This window comes from Pseudomonas fungipugnans (assembly GCF_029955235.1).
Classification (GTDB): domain Bacteria; phylum Pseudomonadota; class Gammaproteobacteria; order Pseudomonadales; family Pseudomonadaceae; genus Aquipseudomonas; species Aquipseudomonas fungipugnans.
Window position 1 is genome coordinate 1,431,921 of record NZ_JARBWL010000002.1, and the last position, 16,243, is coordinate 1,448,163.

Below are 16,243 nucleotides of genomic sequence, written 5' to 3' on the forward strand. Positions count from 1 at the left end.
TGTGTATAAGCTCAGTTTTTTTGTTCCGGCCAGTCATGTCGAAGTGGTCAAAAGCGCTGTATTCGCTGCCGGTGGCGGCCGGATTGGCGCTTATGACCACTGCGCCTGGCAGGTGTTGGGTCTGGGGCAGTTTCGGCCTTTGGACGGCAGTCAGCCGTTTATTGGCGAAGCGGGTCAGGTCGAGCAGGTTGAGGAATGGAAAGTCGAGCTTGTGGTCAGCGATGAGTTGATTCGGGCGGTAGTGGCGGCGCTGAAGCAGAGCCACCCCTATGAAACGCCGGCTTATGAAGTGTGGCGGCTGGAGGATTTCTGATCCGCCAACCGCTGTAAAAGAAACCCGCTGGGCCATCACGGCCAGCGGGTTTTTTGTTGGGTGTGTTATTGACGTCTCTGACACTGGAGCAGATTTTCCGCCTGCTATTCAGGGAACGGGCGTCAGGTTCACCTCGACGATCAGCATCTGGATCAGCGTGTCCTGATACTTGAAACGCTGTTCCTTCTTGCCCCAGCGATCAATAAAAAACAGCCCGTTATCGTCCACCTGAATGGGCGTGGCGACAATCTCTCCAGTGCCGGAACGGTGCACAAGAAGCGTTTCGGCGGCGGAGGGGCGCTCGATCAGGAAGTACCCCGAGCGGATCAACCTTGACCGTTCAACCGGTAGAAAAGGCTTAGGTGCTGGCATTCCGGCAACACCGACCTCCAGCTTGAAGTCGCTACGCAGTGCCCTCCACGAGTCGCCCGAGTTGATCGCTTCCCAGGAACCTGGGTGAATGCTTCTGGACAGTGTCGGTGCAGTATCCCGGACATGCAGGCTGACCGCCCCCAGCATTTCCGCCAGCCCCGGCACTGCGAGGTTGTTGTTGGTGTGTGCACTGCCGACGAAGGCGATCCATTTATGCGGGCCCTGTGCCGCCTGATCGGCCCGAATGACCTGGGCGGCAAAGTAACTGAATATCTGGTTGCGCGTTTTGTCTGTCTTGCGATGCAAGCCTTTGAGGTGATAGCTGGCGGTGCAGTCGAGTGCTCTGACGCGCAGGCCATATTTGGCGGCGACCTGGACCACTTCGGTATAAGTATCGGGCCCGGTGTGGAAGGGCATGTGACCGCTGTCCTGTCTCTTCAGATAGGACTTGAGCCGGCGGGGAAGGCGGTGGGTGCGATGCAATAGATCCAGTTCGGCCTGATGCAGGTCCGTGAGCAGGTGTTCGACATAGAGCGTCTTGAACCCTGACTCCTTGATATGTTTCATCTGTTTTCTAAGCAGGGCCTTGCTCGACCTTTGTATGTGGCCCTCACCGATTATCAGCCCCGACAGTTGGCTGTCACTGCCAATCTGTTTCAGGAATGACTCCGGCGTGGTACTGGACGTTGTCACCGGGAGCCTCGGCCGAGAGGGCGGTACATAGTCGGCAAAGAAGCTTTCGGCCCTGTCCCTCAGGGTTGCACGCAGCTCGGCAAACTTATCGAACGCTTCCTGATAAGCCGGATTGGCCAGTCCATAGTGGGTGTCCATTCCCCTTGGCTCATCGGACAGGCGGACAATGTCGTCTGTGAGCGACGGTGGAATATCGAACTCGTTGAAATGGAGAACATCAGGGGCAGCGGCTGCCGCTCCAGCCGTCTCGGGCGCCTTGTATGACGTTTGTACTGCAAGGCGGTAGTCGCCCTTGGCCAGTGCGTCACCCGGTATCGCGCCAGGGATGTCCGTCGATAGACCCAGGGGCTGTGCCAGACCGACGTCTTCGATGCGTAACGCGACGGCTTTTTGCAGGTCTGCCATACCTGGCGTCTGATTGAACGTGGTCATGCGTGACTGATCGACCAGGGCAATCCAGCGTTCTCCCGGTGCGTCTGCCGTATCGGCCTCGATGACTTTGTGGGAGTAGAAGTTCCTCAGGCTGTTGGCCTGTGGTGTCGTCGGCGGGGTTTCGCCCATGAGCAGCGCATCGTCCAGTTGATAAGACGTCGAGGCGTCCAGCGCCATGATTTTCAAACCCTTTTCCTGAGCCTTGCGCACCAGGCCGAGGTAGGAGTATTCAGCGTTCTCGGTGAAGCCGAAGGCCTTGTCGATGCCCTTCAAATGCTTCTCTATGTGTCGCCATGTTTGGCCATTGTTGAGCTTCTCAAGTTTCACTCTGAACACATCACCTGGCAGGTACTCCAGGTACAGGCGCTTGAAGCCTTTTTCGATCAGGGCGTCCAGGTTATTGATCAGCGCCTGTTTACTGGCAATCGAGCCCGGTACGGCACCGATGATCAGGTTCTTGTTGCCGGCAAAGGCGTCACCGGCGATCAGTTGCGCGAATGAAGAGTTGGTCTCGACGGGAGGGGCATCAGCACGGGCGGGCACCGGCGCAAGCTCGTTGAAAAACTTCTCTGCGTCCTTGCTCAGGCGCTGGCTCTGTTGCAGGTAAACAGTCCGGACTTTGCGCAGTTCCATGGCCCCGGTGTCCAGGACGACGGTGGGGTTGTTGAACAGGTCTTCGCTGTAGCTCATCACGTGCGCCCGATAGCCCGGGTCCATGACCGATTCAAGCCTGCTCCAGTGTTTTGGCGGCATCCCGAAGTCTTTATGCGGGCCGGGTGTTTCAGGCACCAACTCGTACTTCGGCGCCCCTCCGGTAACACCACTGCGAACCCAGAGCCCTTCGGCGTTCGGGGCGGCCAGGCGCGACGTCGAGATCAGATTGCCGCTGTTCGGGTCCAGGCGATACAACAAGTATCGACCGATGGCATCCGGGGTCTTGGGGGCCCACAGCGTTTGTCCGCCGAAGAACACTGGCTGCATATCTTGCGGGGAGGGCGTGATGGGCTCCAGTTGGCGGATCAGTTCCATGGCCTTGATCTGTTCCGCGCCGGCAATGGCCGGGCGCAACGATCTGCTGACGGGGGTGAGCGCACGCAAGGCTGGACGCAGGTCGGTAAACACGGCGCCGGCACTGTTGAGCAGATAACCGATGAAGTGCTCAAGCGCCGCAGAAGTGTCGCCCTGGTTGTAGGCGTGCAACGCGAGCATGGCGTCCTTGAAGGCCAGCAGCAGGCCGACGCTCAGGCTCAGGACAGGGAAAGGCGCCGTGGCGATGGCGGCCACCCATTCCACACAGGTCCAGAGAATGCCGGTGATCATCTGCGTGCGGTTGACGGTGGTGGCGACAACGTCGTCGATCTTGCGTTGCAACTTCATGTTGTACAGCGCCACATGCAGATCTGACACCGGAGCCACCCTGTGGGTGGAGTCGTAACGCGCAGGGCTGGGAGTGGTTGTGTTCAATTGTTCCGGCAAGCCTCTTTTCGCCTCTTCGAGAAAGGTGCGGACTCTGGTTCGGGATTGAACGCCGACGCGCTCGGTGAGGTAGGCGATCATGCCGGGTTGTTTTTTCAGCAGGTAGTTGAACAACCGCGCTTGGCGAAAGCTGATGCCGTCAGGCGCTTGAGGGGTATAGAGCAGAACAGGATTGTCGCCGTGGCTGAACAGGCAGGTGCCGATGACCCAGTCGCCATCGATCAGCAGACGATGGATGGCGTACTCGTTGCGTGTTTTTGCCTGGGTGTCGCCCATGCTGGCGATGCTTCGTTCAAGCCATTGCAGATCGGCTCCTGCGATATGCCCCTGGAGGTGACACTCAAGCGCGGCGCTTTGCATCTGCCGCTGGGTGATGGTCAGTACTGCAAAGCGTCTGAAGTGATAGCCCCGACTGTCAGCACTCAGCAGTTCGGCCTTGAGTTTGTCGATATAACGTTGGCCAATCCAGACCCCTGTGACAGAGCGTGTGACGTTTTCTGCAGTCAGGGCGCTGATGTCGATACCTGGCGGGCCCTTGAACCGCGCCATGCGTGAGAAGTTGTCATCGATAAAGCCCAGGCTATGGTCGTACCCGTCACGAAACAGCTGGGTATAAGTTACCGGCGGCATGGTCCAGATACCGATGAGGTCGGGCGGCGAGTAGGCCCATACGGTGTCCGGGTCAACATCGTTGCGGGGGCGGCCCAGCAACCCGTTCAAGCGCAGTCTGGCCTGTTCATGCACGTAACTTTCAAAACCGGGAAAACGGGTGTCGGAAGAAGGGTGATCGTTGTAGGTTCGCAGGAGGCCGTCGGTCTCCTCGGCCAATGTCGTGAGTTTCTTTCGGGTCTGGGCGGTGGTCGAGCGATACCAGATTGGCGTGCTGAATTCGTAGTCGTCAATCCGTGTTGCCAGCACATGCTCTGCCATTGACGTCAGGCATTGGCGATGGCTGCCGGCAACGTTGAATATGAGCTTGTCTTCATTGCGCGCGTCGGGCGTGAAGCTCAGGCCGGTCAGGACCTGTTTCATGCTGTTGCGAAAACGCAGGGGCAGCCGGGTAATCAAGTAATCGGTCATGCTGCCAGAGGTGGCCTGAGTGCCGTTACCCTGAGCCCAGCCAAGTATGTGTTGCTGGCAGTCGCGCTCGCTGTCGAACGCTTGAAACTGCTGGTCTCGTGGGGCTTCGGGGGTACAAAGCAACACCCGCTTGATCGTTCCGCTGGCATCCGTCTGGCGCAGCACCCACAGATCCTTGAGTTGCGCGCCATGCAGTGATTGTGTGCCGGCACCCAAGGCGGCGGCACTCAGTTGTGTATCGCTGCCCGCGCGCAGACGCTGGATCAACTGAAAGTCGTCTTCGCGCAGGTGATTCTGCAGTACCGCTGCGTAGGCCAATGCGTTGATTCGCCGGTCGAGCATGTCTTCGATGGCTTGCCTGACTTCAACCTGGGCGTGCGCCTGCTTTTGCACCTCGGCAAAATCGATCCGCGGTTGCAGGGTGGTCAATTGTTGCGCGAGCCATGTGGGTGTCAGGTCTTTGTAGGACGCGTGCAGGGGAGCGTTGTTGTGGGTGAGCGTGGTGTTCACGAGAAAGTCCGAGCCGGGCAATTCGTCGCCGGTATGCAGACCACGCAACGTCAGGTCGATCAGGGTGCGCTGTTGCTCATAGACACCGAAGCCGGCGACAGAGCGACGCGTGCTGACTTGCAGGTGCAGCGGGTCCAGGTCATCAATCTGCAGTTCGTCGCTCAGCCGTTCCAGCCATTGATAACGGGCCAGGTCTTGTGGGGCGGTGGCAGGGCCCAACAGGTTCAACAAGCTCTGGCGTGCCTGGTTATAGTGGCCCAGGTGTTCGGCCAGCGTGGCCCGCTGCGTTTCGCTGGCGCTGCGATACCAATCCGGTGCGCTGTTGCGCAGACACCGTTCGAGCAGTGCCTGGGTACGCAGTTCGAGGCGAGCGCCGAGGTCGGGCAGGGCGCCGCCGATGGCGCGGTCCAGGGCGTCGATCAAGCGGGCGGGATTTTGTTGCGGGTTGTCCGTGAGGCTCAAGGCCTGGGCGATATCCTGCGTACGTTTTTCGATCAGTGCGTCATGGGTGTGTTCAAACAATGGCTCGGCGTCGATGGGCGACAGCTCCAGAGGCCATATCCCCGCGACACTCAAGGCGTGATAACAGGTGGGCAGCATCGCCATGAACTCGTTGCGTCCTGTGGCGTGGTCCATGTTTTGCAACAAATGAGTATTCAGCGCGGCCAGGGAATCGAAGGATTCGATGCCACGCGACGGCGTGAACAGCAAGACCTGACCGATATTGCCGCTGGCCATCAAGTCCGTGACAACCGGGTTGTTTTTTTCCGTGGCAACAAAGGCGCCGGCCAGTTCGACAGTCTTGTCCTGATAACTGAACTGCAAGGCGTACAGGCCCGGACGCAGCGTCGGGCCCAGCGTCAGATTGTCGAGCATCGTGCCTTCTTGCGGATGTAACAGGCGATCCTGAACACCGAGCCTGCCTTCGTGGCCGATGGCGGTGAAGCCGGCGTCATAAGTCATGAAGGCTTTGCGGCCCTTGCCGTCGATCTGCTCGCGCAGGTCCATGTCCAGCAGTTGCGTATTCAGCGTGGTCCTCAGCGTCGCCAGCAGGCTCTTGCCTGCCGGGCTTCGCAGGTCGTTGTTTTGCAGTGCCTGATAGTGCGTTCGGCTCTTGCGCAGGAACTGCTCGCGGTCGTTCTTCAACAGGCCGTTCAAGCGTTTCAGGTAGAGCTGTTCGGTGGAGGGCTTTTGCTCCGGCACCAGTGCGGTATCGGTGTTGAACAGATGATGGCCAATCTGATTGAGATAGTTTTTTATCTCGTCAAAAGACGGTTTGGTCGAGGGCGTGCTCATCGGCACAGTCTCCATGCGGGTGGAAAGAATCGGCAGCATGGAGTGAGAGGGAAGGAGTTTGGCGGTATATAAGTATCGCCTGATGATGTTTTTAGGCGTGTATGGTTTAGGCGCAGGCCTCTCTATGAAATGTGCGCTTACGCATTTAGCGCTGATTTGAAAAAAAATTAATTCATATACATATATATCGTACTGGTTGCTCCTTGTTTCCATACATTTCCCTATCGGCTGAGCAATAGAGGCAATTGTTATCGTTAACGGGGTTGCCAGGTTGCTCTGCTTTCAAGGCAAAAATAATGTGGTTAGGGAGTTTTTAATGTCAGGTAACGGAATTACGCTTGCGGCGACGGTGGTGCGCCCAGATAAGCAGGATGAGTATATACACTATCTGGGTTCTGGCGATGGTTCGGGGCCAGACATGGATTTTGCTCCGCTGAATGAAATATTGGAAATGTAGATTGTTTATAAGGAATTGTCCATCAATATTGCCAATATCGTGGAAGTTGAACTTGCGCAAGTCAGGGCTGAGGGGGATACAAGTGTATTGCCCCCCTTGGAGACAATGGCGCGCGAAATGCGTTTCAGAGAATCGCTGATTGCCAGAAAGTTCGGCTCCCTGCTATCGGCGAGGGATATCGCCTTTCAGAGGTTTAGCCATACACAGGTAGAAAGATTTTTTGACAGTGGCCGCTTGCCGCAGATCAATCGTCGTGTGACGGGTGTCAATACGCGTCAAGCCTTTACGGCGTTGTTCAACGCGAAGTTGCTGGTTGAAGGTATTGGGCTGTTGAACAGCCAATCCGATACGGTCAGGGGCGTGATTGCCATTGTGCAGGCACAGGAGGCCGATCGGATCGCACAGGCGCAATCTCGACTGGCGGCGGAGCACGCCAGGCAGGTCGCGCTGGAACAGACCCGTATTGCACAGGAGCAAGCCCGAAGACTGGCCGAAGAGTTGGCGCGCGTTGCCGCTGAAAACGAAGCCAGACGAGTGGCGCAAGAGCAGGCTCGTATCGCCGCGCAGATGCTCGAACAACAACGGGCCGAAGAACATGCCCGGCTTGAGGCCGCCGAGCAAGTGAAGCGTTTGCTTGAAGAGCAACGACAGCGTCGAGACCAGGCTTTCAGAGCCGCCAATACCTACCTGATGCGAGGCGGTACTGCGCACGCCCAGCTGGTGTTTACGACTGCAAATGGCGCCGTCGCCGTTGCCGAAGGGGCGATGGCAGGCCTGCAAGCGGCGATTCGCTCCGCTATTGCTGCGTTATCCGGCCTTGTCGCAGGAACGGCAACGGGGTTCATGGTTGGCGTTGGCGCGTTGATCTATTCACCCGAGCTGGCCAATGGCGAGTTGCCTGAACGGTACATGTTCAGTTATCCGTTGGCGGACCTCACGAACGGTCCCTTGCCCGACCTTGACCAACTGGCAAGGAACGGCGGTCTGCTAGACGTACCGGTACGTTTCACTTCCAGAGCCACGGAGCAGGATCAGTCGGAGTTGCTGGTGGTTCCGGTCGGTGGCAACCATCTGCCTTCGGGCGTGCCGGTGGTGGCTGCGGCCTACAACGCACAGACGAAAACTTACGACGCCATCATTCCGGATGTTCCTCCCAGGACGTTGATATGGACGCCGCTGGCGACGGCGGATAATAGTTCGACTGAACTGCTGGTCGAGGAGCCGAATCCTGCTCCGTATACGGGTGGCTTCCTCATCCGAACGAAGGACGAATCGACAGCCATCCGGAGGTAGGCGAAACCGGCTTCGACGATTACATTATTGTTTTCCCGGCGCAATCCGGCCTGCCCTCGCAGTACGTGATGTTCCGCGATCCTCGCGAGGGAGCCGGCGTCGTCAGCGGGTATGGAGAACCGGTTGCCGACAGGTGGCTGGACGCTGCTTCGCAAGGTAATGGCGCACCTGTTCCAGCGCAGATTGCCGCTCAGATGAGGGGCAAGCGATACAGCAGTTTCAGGGCGTTCAGAAGGGCGTTTTGGAGAGCGGTTTCTCAAGATATGGACTTGGCCAAGTCTTTCAATCAGGCGAGTTTGAATGAAATGGGGAAAAAGCGGGCTCCGTTTGTAAAAATGGCTGATACCTCAGGAAAGCGGTTAAAAGTTGAACTGCATCACAACACTGCGCTGGAAAACGGTGGGGAATTATATGATATGGATAACCTCCGTTTGCTAACTCCAAAAAATCATATAGAAGTTCATAGGAGTCATTGATGAGTCAGTTGATCAGTGAAATGTCTGAAGAAGAGTTCTTGGGATTTGTACGAAAAATATATCAATCTGAATACGTTACTGAAGAGCAACAGATTGATGCGGTTCTGGAGTTTAGGCGGCTGTCTGAACATCCTTCTGGATCTGACTTGTTGTATTTTCCGGATCCGGGAAAGGACGGTCCGGAAGCAGTAGTCGCGGAGGTGAAAAGTTGGCGTGCCGCCAATGGCAAACCCGGCTTCAAGCAATAATATTAATCAGTAGCGATTTGTTTGTTGATTCGGGTAGATGTGAGGCCCGCAGGAGTAACTGAAAAGACAAAAGCCCGTTGAACCGGTAATGGTCAGCGGGCTTCAGTTATTGCGTTGTCATTGCCGGCCTCTTCGCGAGCAGGCTCAGACGCTGATGATCTAAACCTTGGCACTCACCTCGCCACGACTCACCAACGCCGCCAGCGCCCCGGTCAGGTTCGCGGCCTTGTCGCCGATCAGCAGGTGCCACACACCGCCGTCCAGCTGGCTGACGCCCTGGCAACCCAGCGCCTTCAGATCACTTTCCGACAAGCCTTTGCCATCGGCCAGTTGCAGTCGAATCCGGGTCATGGCAATGCAGTCCATTTGCAGCACATTGTCGCTGCCGCCCAATGCGCTCAGCCATTGCTGCGCTTCCGGCGCCGCTACGGTTTTCGGCGTGTCGATCACCACCGCATCCGCAATGACCACCGCCGTGCGGCCCAGCGCGGGCATCGCCAGGCGAATCTCGTCGGCAATGCTGTCAGCCATCGGCCCGACCACCACCTGCAAACTGCCGCCCTTGCCCGGACGCACCACCGCCATTGCGCCCAGTGTCTTCAATTCGGCATCGTTGGCCTTGTTGCGGTCCACCATGTCCAGTCTTAAGCGCGTGGTGCAGGCGCCGACCGTGATCAGATTTGCTGCGCCGCCGAGTGCCTTGATGTAGGCGCCGGCGCGCTCGTTTTCAGCGAACACCACTTTGTCGCCGGTCGCGATGTCCTCACGCCCTGGCGTCTTGAGGTTGAACGTGCGAATGCAAAAATCAAACACGAAGTAGTAGATCGCCGCATACGCCAGCCCCACCGGCACCACCAGCCAGCCGTTGGTGGATTTGCCCCAGCCGAGCACCATGTCGATGAAGCCGCCGGAGAAGGTAAAGCCGAGGTGGATGTTCAGCATGTTGGTAATGGCCATGGACAGGCCGGTCAACAAGGCGTGCAGCAGATACAGCATCGGCGCGAGGAACATGAAGGCGAACTCGATCGGCTCGGTCACACCCGTCAAGAACGAGGTCAGCGCCATCGACAGGAAAATCCCGCCCATCACTTTGCGCCGTTCCGGCAGGGCGTTGCGGTACATCGCCAAACAGGCGGCTGGCAGGCCGAAGATCATCATCGGGAACATGCCGGTCATGAACTGGCCGCCTTTCGGGTCGCCGGCAAAATAGCGCGACAGGTCGCCAGTGACGACGGCGCCGGTGGTCGGGTCGGTGAAGTTGCCGAAGACGAACCACGCCATGTTGTTGAGGATGTGGTGCAGCCCGGTGACGATCAGCAGGCGGTTGAACACGCCGAAGACGAACGCGCCGAAGCTGCCGCTTTCCATCATCAACGCACCGAAACTGTTGATGCCTTGCTGGATCGGCGGCCAGATCAGGCCAAACACCAGCCCCAGGCCAACAGCGCTGAACCCGGTGACGATCGGCACGAAACGTCGGCCACCAAAGAACGCCAGGTACTCCGGCAGCTTGATGTCCTTGAAGCGGTTGTACAGCGCGCCGGCCATCAAGCCGCTGACGATCCCGGCGAGCATGCCCATGTTGATGCTGGCATCCAGCACCTTGAGGGTGGAGATCATCACCAGATAGCCGATCACCCCGGCCAGCCCGGCGGTGCCGTTATTGTCCTTGGCGAAACCGACCGCGATGCCGATCGCGAAGATCATCGCCAGGTTGGCGAAAATCACCTGGCCGGCGTCGTGGATGATCGCGATGTTCAGCAGGTCGGTGTCGCCCAGACGCAGCAGCAGGCCGGCAATCGGCAGGATCGCGATTGGCAGCATCAGCGCGCGGCCGAGGCGTTGCAGGCCTTCGATGAAATATTGGTACATGGCGTTTCTCCCTGACTTCTTGTTGTTTTAGCGCAGAGGCCAATGTTGTTGGCAGGCGTGACGTACCGCGCTGGCGCTGCTCAACCTGAGCAGGTCGCGACTGACGCTTCGGCATTGCCTGGCGTCCAGATGACGGACGCGGTCCTTGATTTCACCGATCTGCACCGGGCTGACGGACAACTCGCTGACCCCAAGACCGATCAGAACCGGCGTGGCCAGCGGATCGGAGGCCAGTGCACCGCACACCCCGACCCAGCGTTTGTGCACCGCCGCACCGGCACAGGTCTGGGCGATCAGCCGCAGCAATGCCGGGTGCAATGCGTCGACACGGGAGGCCAGGCCCGCGTGGTCGCGGTCCATGGCCAGGGTGTACTGGGACAAGTCGTTGGTGCCGATGGACAGGAAGTCCGCGTGCTCTGCCAGCTGTTCGGCCAGCAACGCGGCGGCGGGCACTTCGATCATCACCCCCAGTTCCGGTCGCTGGTTCAGGCCCAGTTCACTGCACAATTCATCAAGACGCTGGCGGATGTGCAGCAGCTCGTCCACTTCAGTGACCATCGGCAACAGGATGCGGCAACGGGACAGCGGGCTGACATGCAGCAAGGCGCGCAACTGCTGATCGAGGATGTCGGGACGAGCCTGCGCCAGCCGAATACCCCGCAAGCCGAGTACCGGATTGGCTTCCACCGGCAGCGGCAAATAGTCGAGTTGCTTGTCGCCACCCACGTCGATGGTGCGGATGATCACCGACTTGTCGCCCATGGCATCGAGCACGGCTTGATAGGCCAGGCGTTGTTCCTGTTCGTCGGGCGCGGTGCTGCGGTCGACAAACAGAAACTCGGTGCGCAACAGGCCGACGCCATCGGCGCCATTGGCCAGCGCATCGGCGGCCTCAAGGCTGGAGGCCACGTTGGCGGCGATTTCGATGTGCACGCCATCAACGGTCAAGGCCGGGGTATGGGCTTGAGCCTGTTGCCGAGCGCGGCGTTGCTGATGATCGAGTTGCGCCTGCCGAACCTCGGCCAGGCGTTCGGCAGACGGCGTCAGTTCAAGGCGACCACCGTCGGCATCCAGCACCACCACCTGGCCTTGCGGCTGATCCAGCAGCGCCGATCCCAGCGCCACCATGCACGGCAAGCCTTTGCCCCGCGCCAGAATGGCCACATGGGACGTCGCGCCACCTTCAGCCATGCACAACCCGGCAACACCTTGCTGGCTCAGTTGCAGCAGGTCGGAGGGGGTCAGTTCATCGGCGGCGACGATGGCACCGGCCGGCACATCGTAGTGCCAGGTTTCGCCGAGCAGGGCGCGCAGTACGCGTTGCTTGAGGTCGCGCAAATCGTTGGCGCGCTCGGCCAGTAGCGTGCTGCCGAGTTGCTGCAGCACCTCGCACTGCACGTCGATGGAATGGCTCCAGGCATGTGTCGCGGCCATGCCCTGATCAATTGAAAGCGCGGCGGCATCGAGCAAGGCCGGGTCTTCGAGCAGGGCGAGGTGGGCGGCGAAGATCGCTTCTTCGTCAGTGTGTTTGTGTCTTTTGGCTTGAATCAGTGTGCCGTCGATTTCGCTGCGCACCTGCGTCAGTGCCTTGTCGAGGACTTGCAACTGTTGTTCGGCATCGTGATTGCCGGCATCCGCCGGCAAGTTGATCGCGTTCAGGCGAAACAATGGGCCCGCCACCAGGCCGGGTGCAGCGCAGACACCGTGTAACACGCCCGCTTCGGCTGGGCGTTGACGTTGGGTGACGGGTACAGGTGCGGCGGCGTGGCTGTCTTCGGCCAGCGCTGTGGATAACGCGGCCAACAGCGCTTGCAGTGCGGCTTCGGCGTCCGGTCCCTGGGCGCTGACCTGAATCTGGTCCTGCTCGCCGATCGCCAGGCTCATCAAACCGATCAGGCTGTTGCAGGAGGCCGATTTACCGGCGAAATGCAGCTGCGACTTGCTCTTGAAACCCTGTGCCGTCTGCCGGATCAGCGCCGCCGGACGCGCATGCAAGCCGCCTCGATGAGCGATGCGCACCTCGGCGCGAACCTCGATACCGGTCGCTTCAGTCTCGACCTGGGCGCCGTTGTTCAGGCGCGCCACGATGTGCAGGAGTGGCTCGCCGACCCGCACCGATTTCAGGGTAATGGGCCGCGCCTGAAACGCCTGGCTGTTGGTCAGAATGATCAAGCTCACCAGGCTTTTGCATTGCTGCGCGACCTTGTCCAGGTCATAGCGCAGCAAGGGCTGGCCATTACTGACCCGGGCGCCTTCCTTGACCAGCACCCTGAAACCTTCGCCCTGCAGCTCGACGGTGTCGAGGCCCAGGTGCAGCAGCAATTCGGCGCCGTTGTCGGCACGCAAGGTGATCGCGTGCCCGGTGCGGGCGACATGGATGACCACGCCGGCGCAAGGTGCATGCAAGGTGTCGTTCAACGGGTCGATGGCGATCCCGTCGCCCATGGCACCGCTGGCGAACACCGGGTCCGGGACTTTGGCGAGCGTGAGCACCGGGCCGCTGAGCGGGGCGCTTAAAGTCAGCTCTTTATTGTTGTTGTGCATGGCTCGGTACTCATCAGGAAAACGGTCGGTTTCGACTCAGTGGGTGCGGGTCACTTTGCTCAGGTGTCGTGGCTGGTCCGGGTCCATGCCGCGGGCGACGGCCAGACCGGCGGCCATCACGTAGAAACTCTGGATCGCCAGGATCGGGTCAAGGGCCGGGTGTTCGGCGCGGGTCAGGGTCAGGTCGCGTTCGCTGACATCGTCCGGGGCGGCCAGCAATACGCGGGCACCGCGCTGGCGCATGTCGGCGGCGAGGCTCAACAAGCCGGCCTGCTCGGCGCCGCGCGGGGCGAACACCAACAGCGGGTATTGCTCGCCGATCAATGCCATCGGGCCGTGACGGACTTCGGCGCTGCTGAAGGCTTCGGCCTGGATTGCCGAGGTTTCCTTGAATTTCAGTGCCGCTTCCTGAGCGATGGCAAACCCGGCGCCACGGCCGATCACCATCAGGCGCTGGCAATCGCGCAGGGCGTCGATGGCCAGGCTCCAGTCCTGTTGCGCCGCGTCTCGCAGACCTTCTGGCAGGGCATTGCCGGCTTCGAGCAGTTCCACGTCGTCTTTCCAGTGGGCGATCAGCCGGGCGCTGGCGCTGAGGGTGGCGATAAAACTCTTGGTCGCGGCGACGCTACTTTCAGTGCCGGCCAACAGTGGCAGGCTGAACTCACACGCGGCTTCCAATGGCGAGTTTTCGGCGTTGACCATGGAAATGCTCAGGGCGCCGCGCTTGCGCAACAGACGCAGGCTGTTCACCAGGTCCGGACTCTGCCCAGATTGCGAGAAAGCGAACGCCACCTGGCCGCTGACCTTCAACGGTGCCTGCTGCATGGTCACCACCGACATTGGCAGCGACGCCACCGGGATGCCCAGTTGCTGCATGGTCAGGTAGGCGAAATAGCTGGCGGCATGGTCGGAACTGCCGCGAGCGATGGTCATTGCCACTTGCGGCGGCTGACGGCGCAGGCGCCCGGCGATCTCGATCATCTGCGGGTCGAGTTGCTGCAGTTGCGCTTCTACGGCCTCGAACGAGGACAGCGCCTCTTCAAGCATTTTTGAAGTCAATGTCTTCTCCTTCGACCATGACGGCGGTCAGTGTGAGTGAGCGGTCCAGCCGCACGCAGTCGGCCCAGGCACCCGGTGCCAGGCGCCCGCGTTCGGTGATGCCGAGGTAGTCGGCGGGAAATTGCGAAAGACGTTGCGAGGCTTCGGCAATCGGCAAACCGATCTTCACCAGATTGCGCAACGCCTGATCCATGGTCAGGGTGCTGCCCGCCAGGGTGCCGTCGGCCAGGCGTACACCGCCCAGACATTTGGTCACGGTGTGGCTGCCGAGCTTGTATTCACCGTCGGGCATGCCAGCGGCGGCGGTCGAATCGGTGACGCAATACAGGCACGGGATCGAACGCAGGGCCACGCGCATGGCGCCGGGGTGAACGTGCAGCAAGTCGGGAATCAATTCTGCGTATTTGGCGTGGGCCAGCGCCGCGCCGACGATCCCTGGCTCGCGGTGATGCAGTGGGCTCATGGCGTTATAGAGGTGGGTGAAACTGGTGGCGCCGGCTTCCAGCGCGGCGACGCCTTCCTCGTAGCTGCCGAGGGTGTGGCCTATTTGCATGCGTACGCCGCGAGCGCTGAGGGCGCGGATCAAACCGTCGTGGCCGGCGATTTCCGGGGCGATGGTGATCACGCGGATCGGCGCCAGGGCCAGGTACGCTTCGACTTCGGCCATCATGGCGGTGTGGGCGAAATTCGGCTGTGCGCCGAGTTTTCCGGGGTTGATGTAGGGGCCTTCCAGGTGCACGCCAAGCACTCGGGCGCTGCCTTTTGGCCGCTGCTCGCAGAACTCGCCGACGGCTTTGAGCACGCTGGAAATCTCTTCGCTCGGCGCGGTCATGGTGGTGGCCAGCAGCGAGGTGGTGCCAAAGCGCACATGGGTTCTGGTGATGGTTTCGAAGGCGGGCGCGCCTTCCATGATGTCTTTGCCGCCACCGCCGTGAACGTGCAGGTCGATGAAGCCCGGCAGCAGATAGGGCAGGTCGTTGTCGGCCGGGTCGCAGGGCTCGCCTTCGATGGACACGACCTTGCCGTGTTGGTGAATCAACCGGCCGCGGACCCAGCCGTGGGCAGTGAGGATGTTGTCTTCGGACATGGGCAGTTCTCTCTTTTAGCGGCGCAGCTTTCTAGCGGCGAAGCTCTGCGACAAAGTCGTAGTAGTCGTTGCGGCAATAAGTGTCGGTCACTTCGATGGGCGTGTTGTCTTCCAGGTAGCCGACCCGGGTCATCAGCAGCATCGCGGTGCCGGGGGCGATGCCGACCAGGGCGGCGAACTCGTCCGAGGCATTGATTGCCTGAATGTGCTGCAGGGCGCGGACGATCGGCTTGCCGATGCCATCGAGGAATTCGTACAGGGAGTCGCCCACCGCTTGTGGCTTGGGGATGATCGAGGCGGGCAGGGTGCTCATCTCGATGGCCATCACCGTGTCGTCCGCCTTACGCAGGCGCTTGAGTCGCGCCACCTTGTCGTTGGGCGAGAGGCCGAGGCGGATCAGTTCTTCGTGGGTCGGCGGGGTGATTTCCCGCTCCAGCCATTGCGAACCGGGCACAAACCCCTTCAGGCGCAGCATCTCGCTGAAACCCGAAAGGCGTGACAGGGGTTGTTCCAGACGCGGGGTGATGAAGGTGCCGGAGCCTTGGTTGCGACGGATCAGCCCCTGGTCGAACAGCACTTCCAGCGCTTTGCGGGCGGTGACGCGGGAAATACCCAGGCGTTCGCTGAGATTGCGTTCCGACGGCATGGCCTGTTCGGCTTTCCACTGGCCGGCGTGGATGGCGGCTTCCAGATTACGCGCCAGCTGCAAATACAGCGGCGTCGGCTGGGTGTCGTCAGGGCGTAGGGCCTGGATGTCATTCATGTAGGTTTGGTCCGATGCGGTTATAGGATTGTTGTCGCACGGTTGTGAGGCTGAAATTAATACCACTTGAATACCATGTCAATGAGACCACTTTGCGCGGGACGCAGGAAAACCGGGCCTTTTGGGTAGGCTCAATAGGGGTTGGTTTGAAGTGGTATTAGAGGTGGGGCTATCAATCGCAAAAATCGCAGTCTGCGGCGGCCCCTGCAGTGGGGAGTGGTATCAACCCTGTAGGCGCTGTCGCAGGTTGCGATTTTTTTGATTTATTTTTT

General features: G+C 59.9%; 10 protein-coding genes and 1 pseudogene. 5 read left to right on the forward strand and 6 right to left on the reverse strand.

All coding sequences use genetic code 11. The features are described 5' to 3' along the window. The first annotated feature begins 1 nt into the window (after nt 1). Nucleotides 2-313 carry a divalent cation tolerance protein CutA gene (gene cutA / locus POF45_RS21305; protein WP_259499669.1) on the forward strand — a complete coding sequence of 104 codons (312 nt, stop codon included), beginning with the start codon at nt 2-4 and terminating at the stop codon, nt 311-313. Nucleotides 314-421: 108 nt separating this feature from the next. Here cutA and POF45_RS21310 read toward each other — a convergent pair whose 3' ends face one another. Continuing rightward, nucleotides 422-6,172, reverse strand: coding sequence for a membrane-targeted effector domain-containing toxin (locus POF45_RS21310; RefSeq protein WP_282316657.1), 5,751 nt, complete (start codon nt 6,170-6,172; stop codon nt 422-424). A gap of 316 nt (nt 6,173-6,488) precedes the next feature. Here POF45_RS21310 and POF45_RS21315 point away from each other — a divergent pair, with 316 nt between their 5' ends. The 4 genes and pseudogenes from POF45_RS21315 to POF45_RS21330 all read left to right on the forward strand — a co-directional run bounded on the left by POF45_RS21315 (nt 6,489) and on the right by POF45_RS21330 (nt 8,646). Then, nucleotides 6,489-6,629, forward strand: coding sequence for a hypothetical protein (locus tag POF45_RS21315; protein WP_282316658.1), 141 nt, complete (start codon nt 6,489-6,491; stop codon nt 6,627-6,629). Between the two features lie 909 nt (nt 6,630-7,538). Continuing rightward, nucleotides 7,539-7,933, forward strand: a pseudogene (locus POF45_RS29930) (S-type pyocin domain-containing protein); the annotation flags it as partial. 57 nt (nt 7,934-7,990) lie between these two features. Then, the gene (locus POF45_RS21325) at nt 7,991-8,398 is read left to right on the forward strand and encodes a hypothetical protein (RefSeq protein ID WP_282316660.1); all 408 of its coding nucleotides are present in this window, start codon (nt 7,991-7,993) and stop codon (nt 8,396-8,398) included. Continuing rightward, a complete protein-coding gene (locus POF45_RS21330) occupies nt 8,398-8,646 on the forward strand; it encodes a bacteriocin immunity protein (RefSeq protein WP_282316661.1) in 249 nt (82 codons plus the stop codon). The genes POF45_RS21325 and POF45_RS21330 overlap by 1 nt, the downstream gene beginning before the upstream one ends. 159 nt (nt 8,647-8,805) lie before the next feature. On the opposite strand, the gene nagE is transcribed toward POF45_RS21330, so the two are convergent. Genes nagE through POF45_RS21355 form a run of 5 tightly spaced genes read right to left on the reverse strand, consistent with a single transcriptional unit; the run spans nt 8,806 to nt 15,971 of the window. Continuing rightward, nucleotides 8,806-10,518, reverse strand: coding sequence for an N-acetylglucosamine-specific PTS transporter subunit IIBC (gene nagE, locus POF45_RS21335; protein ID WP_259499675.1), 1,713 nt, complete (start codon nt 10,516-10,518; stop codon nt 8,806-8,808). A gap of 27 nt (nt 10,519-10,545) precedes the next feature. Beyond that, a complete protein-coding gene (gene ptsP / locus POF45_RS21340) occupies nt 10,546-13,062 on the reverse strand; it encodes a phosphoenolpyruvate--protein phosphotransferase (RefSeq protein WP_282316662.1) in 2,517 nt (838 codons plus the stop codon). 36 nt (nt 13,063-13,098) lie between these two features. Beyond that, the gene (locus tag POF45_RS21345; protein ID WP_282316663.1) at nt 13,099-14,121 is read right to left on the reverse strand and encodes an SIS domain-containing protein; all 1,023 of its coding nucleotides are present in this window, start codon (nt 14,119-14,121) and stop codon (nt 13,099-13,101) included. Further along, complete coding sequence (gene nagA, locus POF45_RS21350; RefSeq protein WP_259499681.1) at nt 14,102-15,208, reverse strand: N-acetylglucosamine-6-phosphate deacetylase; 1,107 nt, start codon at nt 15,206-15,208, stop codon at nt 14,102-14,104. Before nagA ends, POF45_RS21345 begins: the two co-directional genes overlap by 20 nt. Before the next feature lie 31 nt (nt 15,209-15,239). Beyond that, on the reverse strand, nt 15,240-15,971 hold the full coding sequence (locus POF45_RS21355) for a GntR family transcriptional regulator (protein ID WP_259499683.1): 732 nt from the start codon (nt 15,969-15,971) through the stop codon (nt 15,240-15,242). Nucleotides 15,972-16,243: the final 272 nt, after the last annotated feature.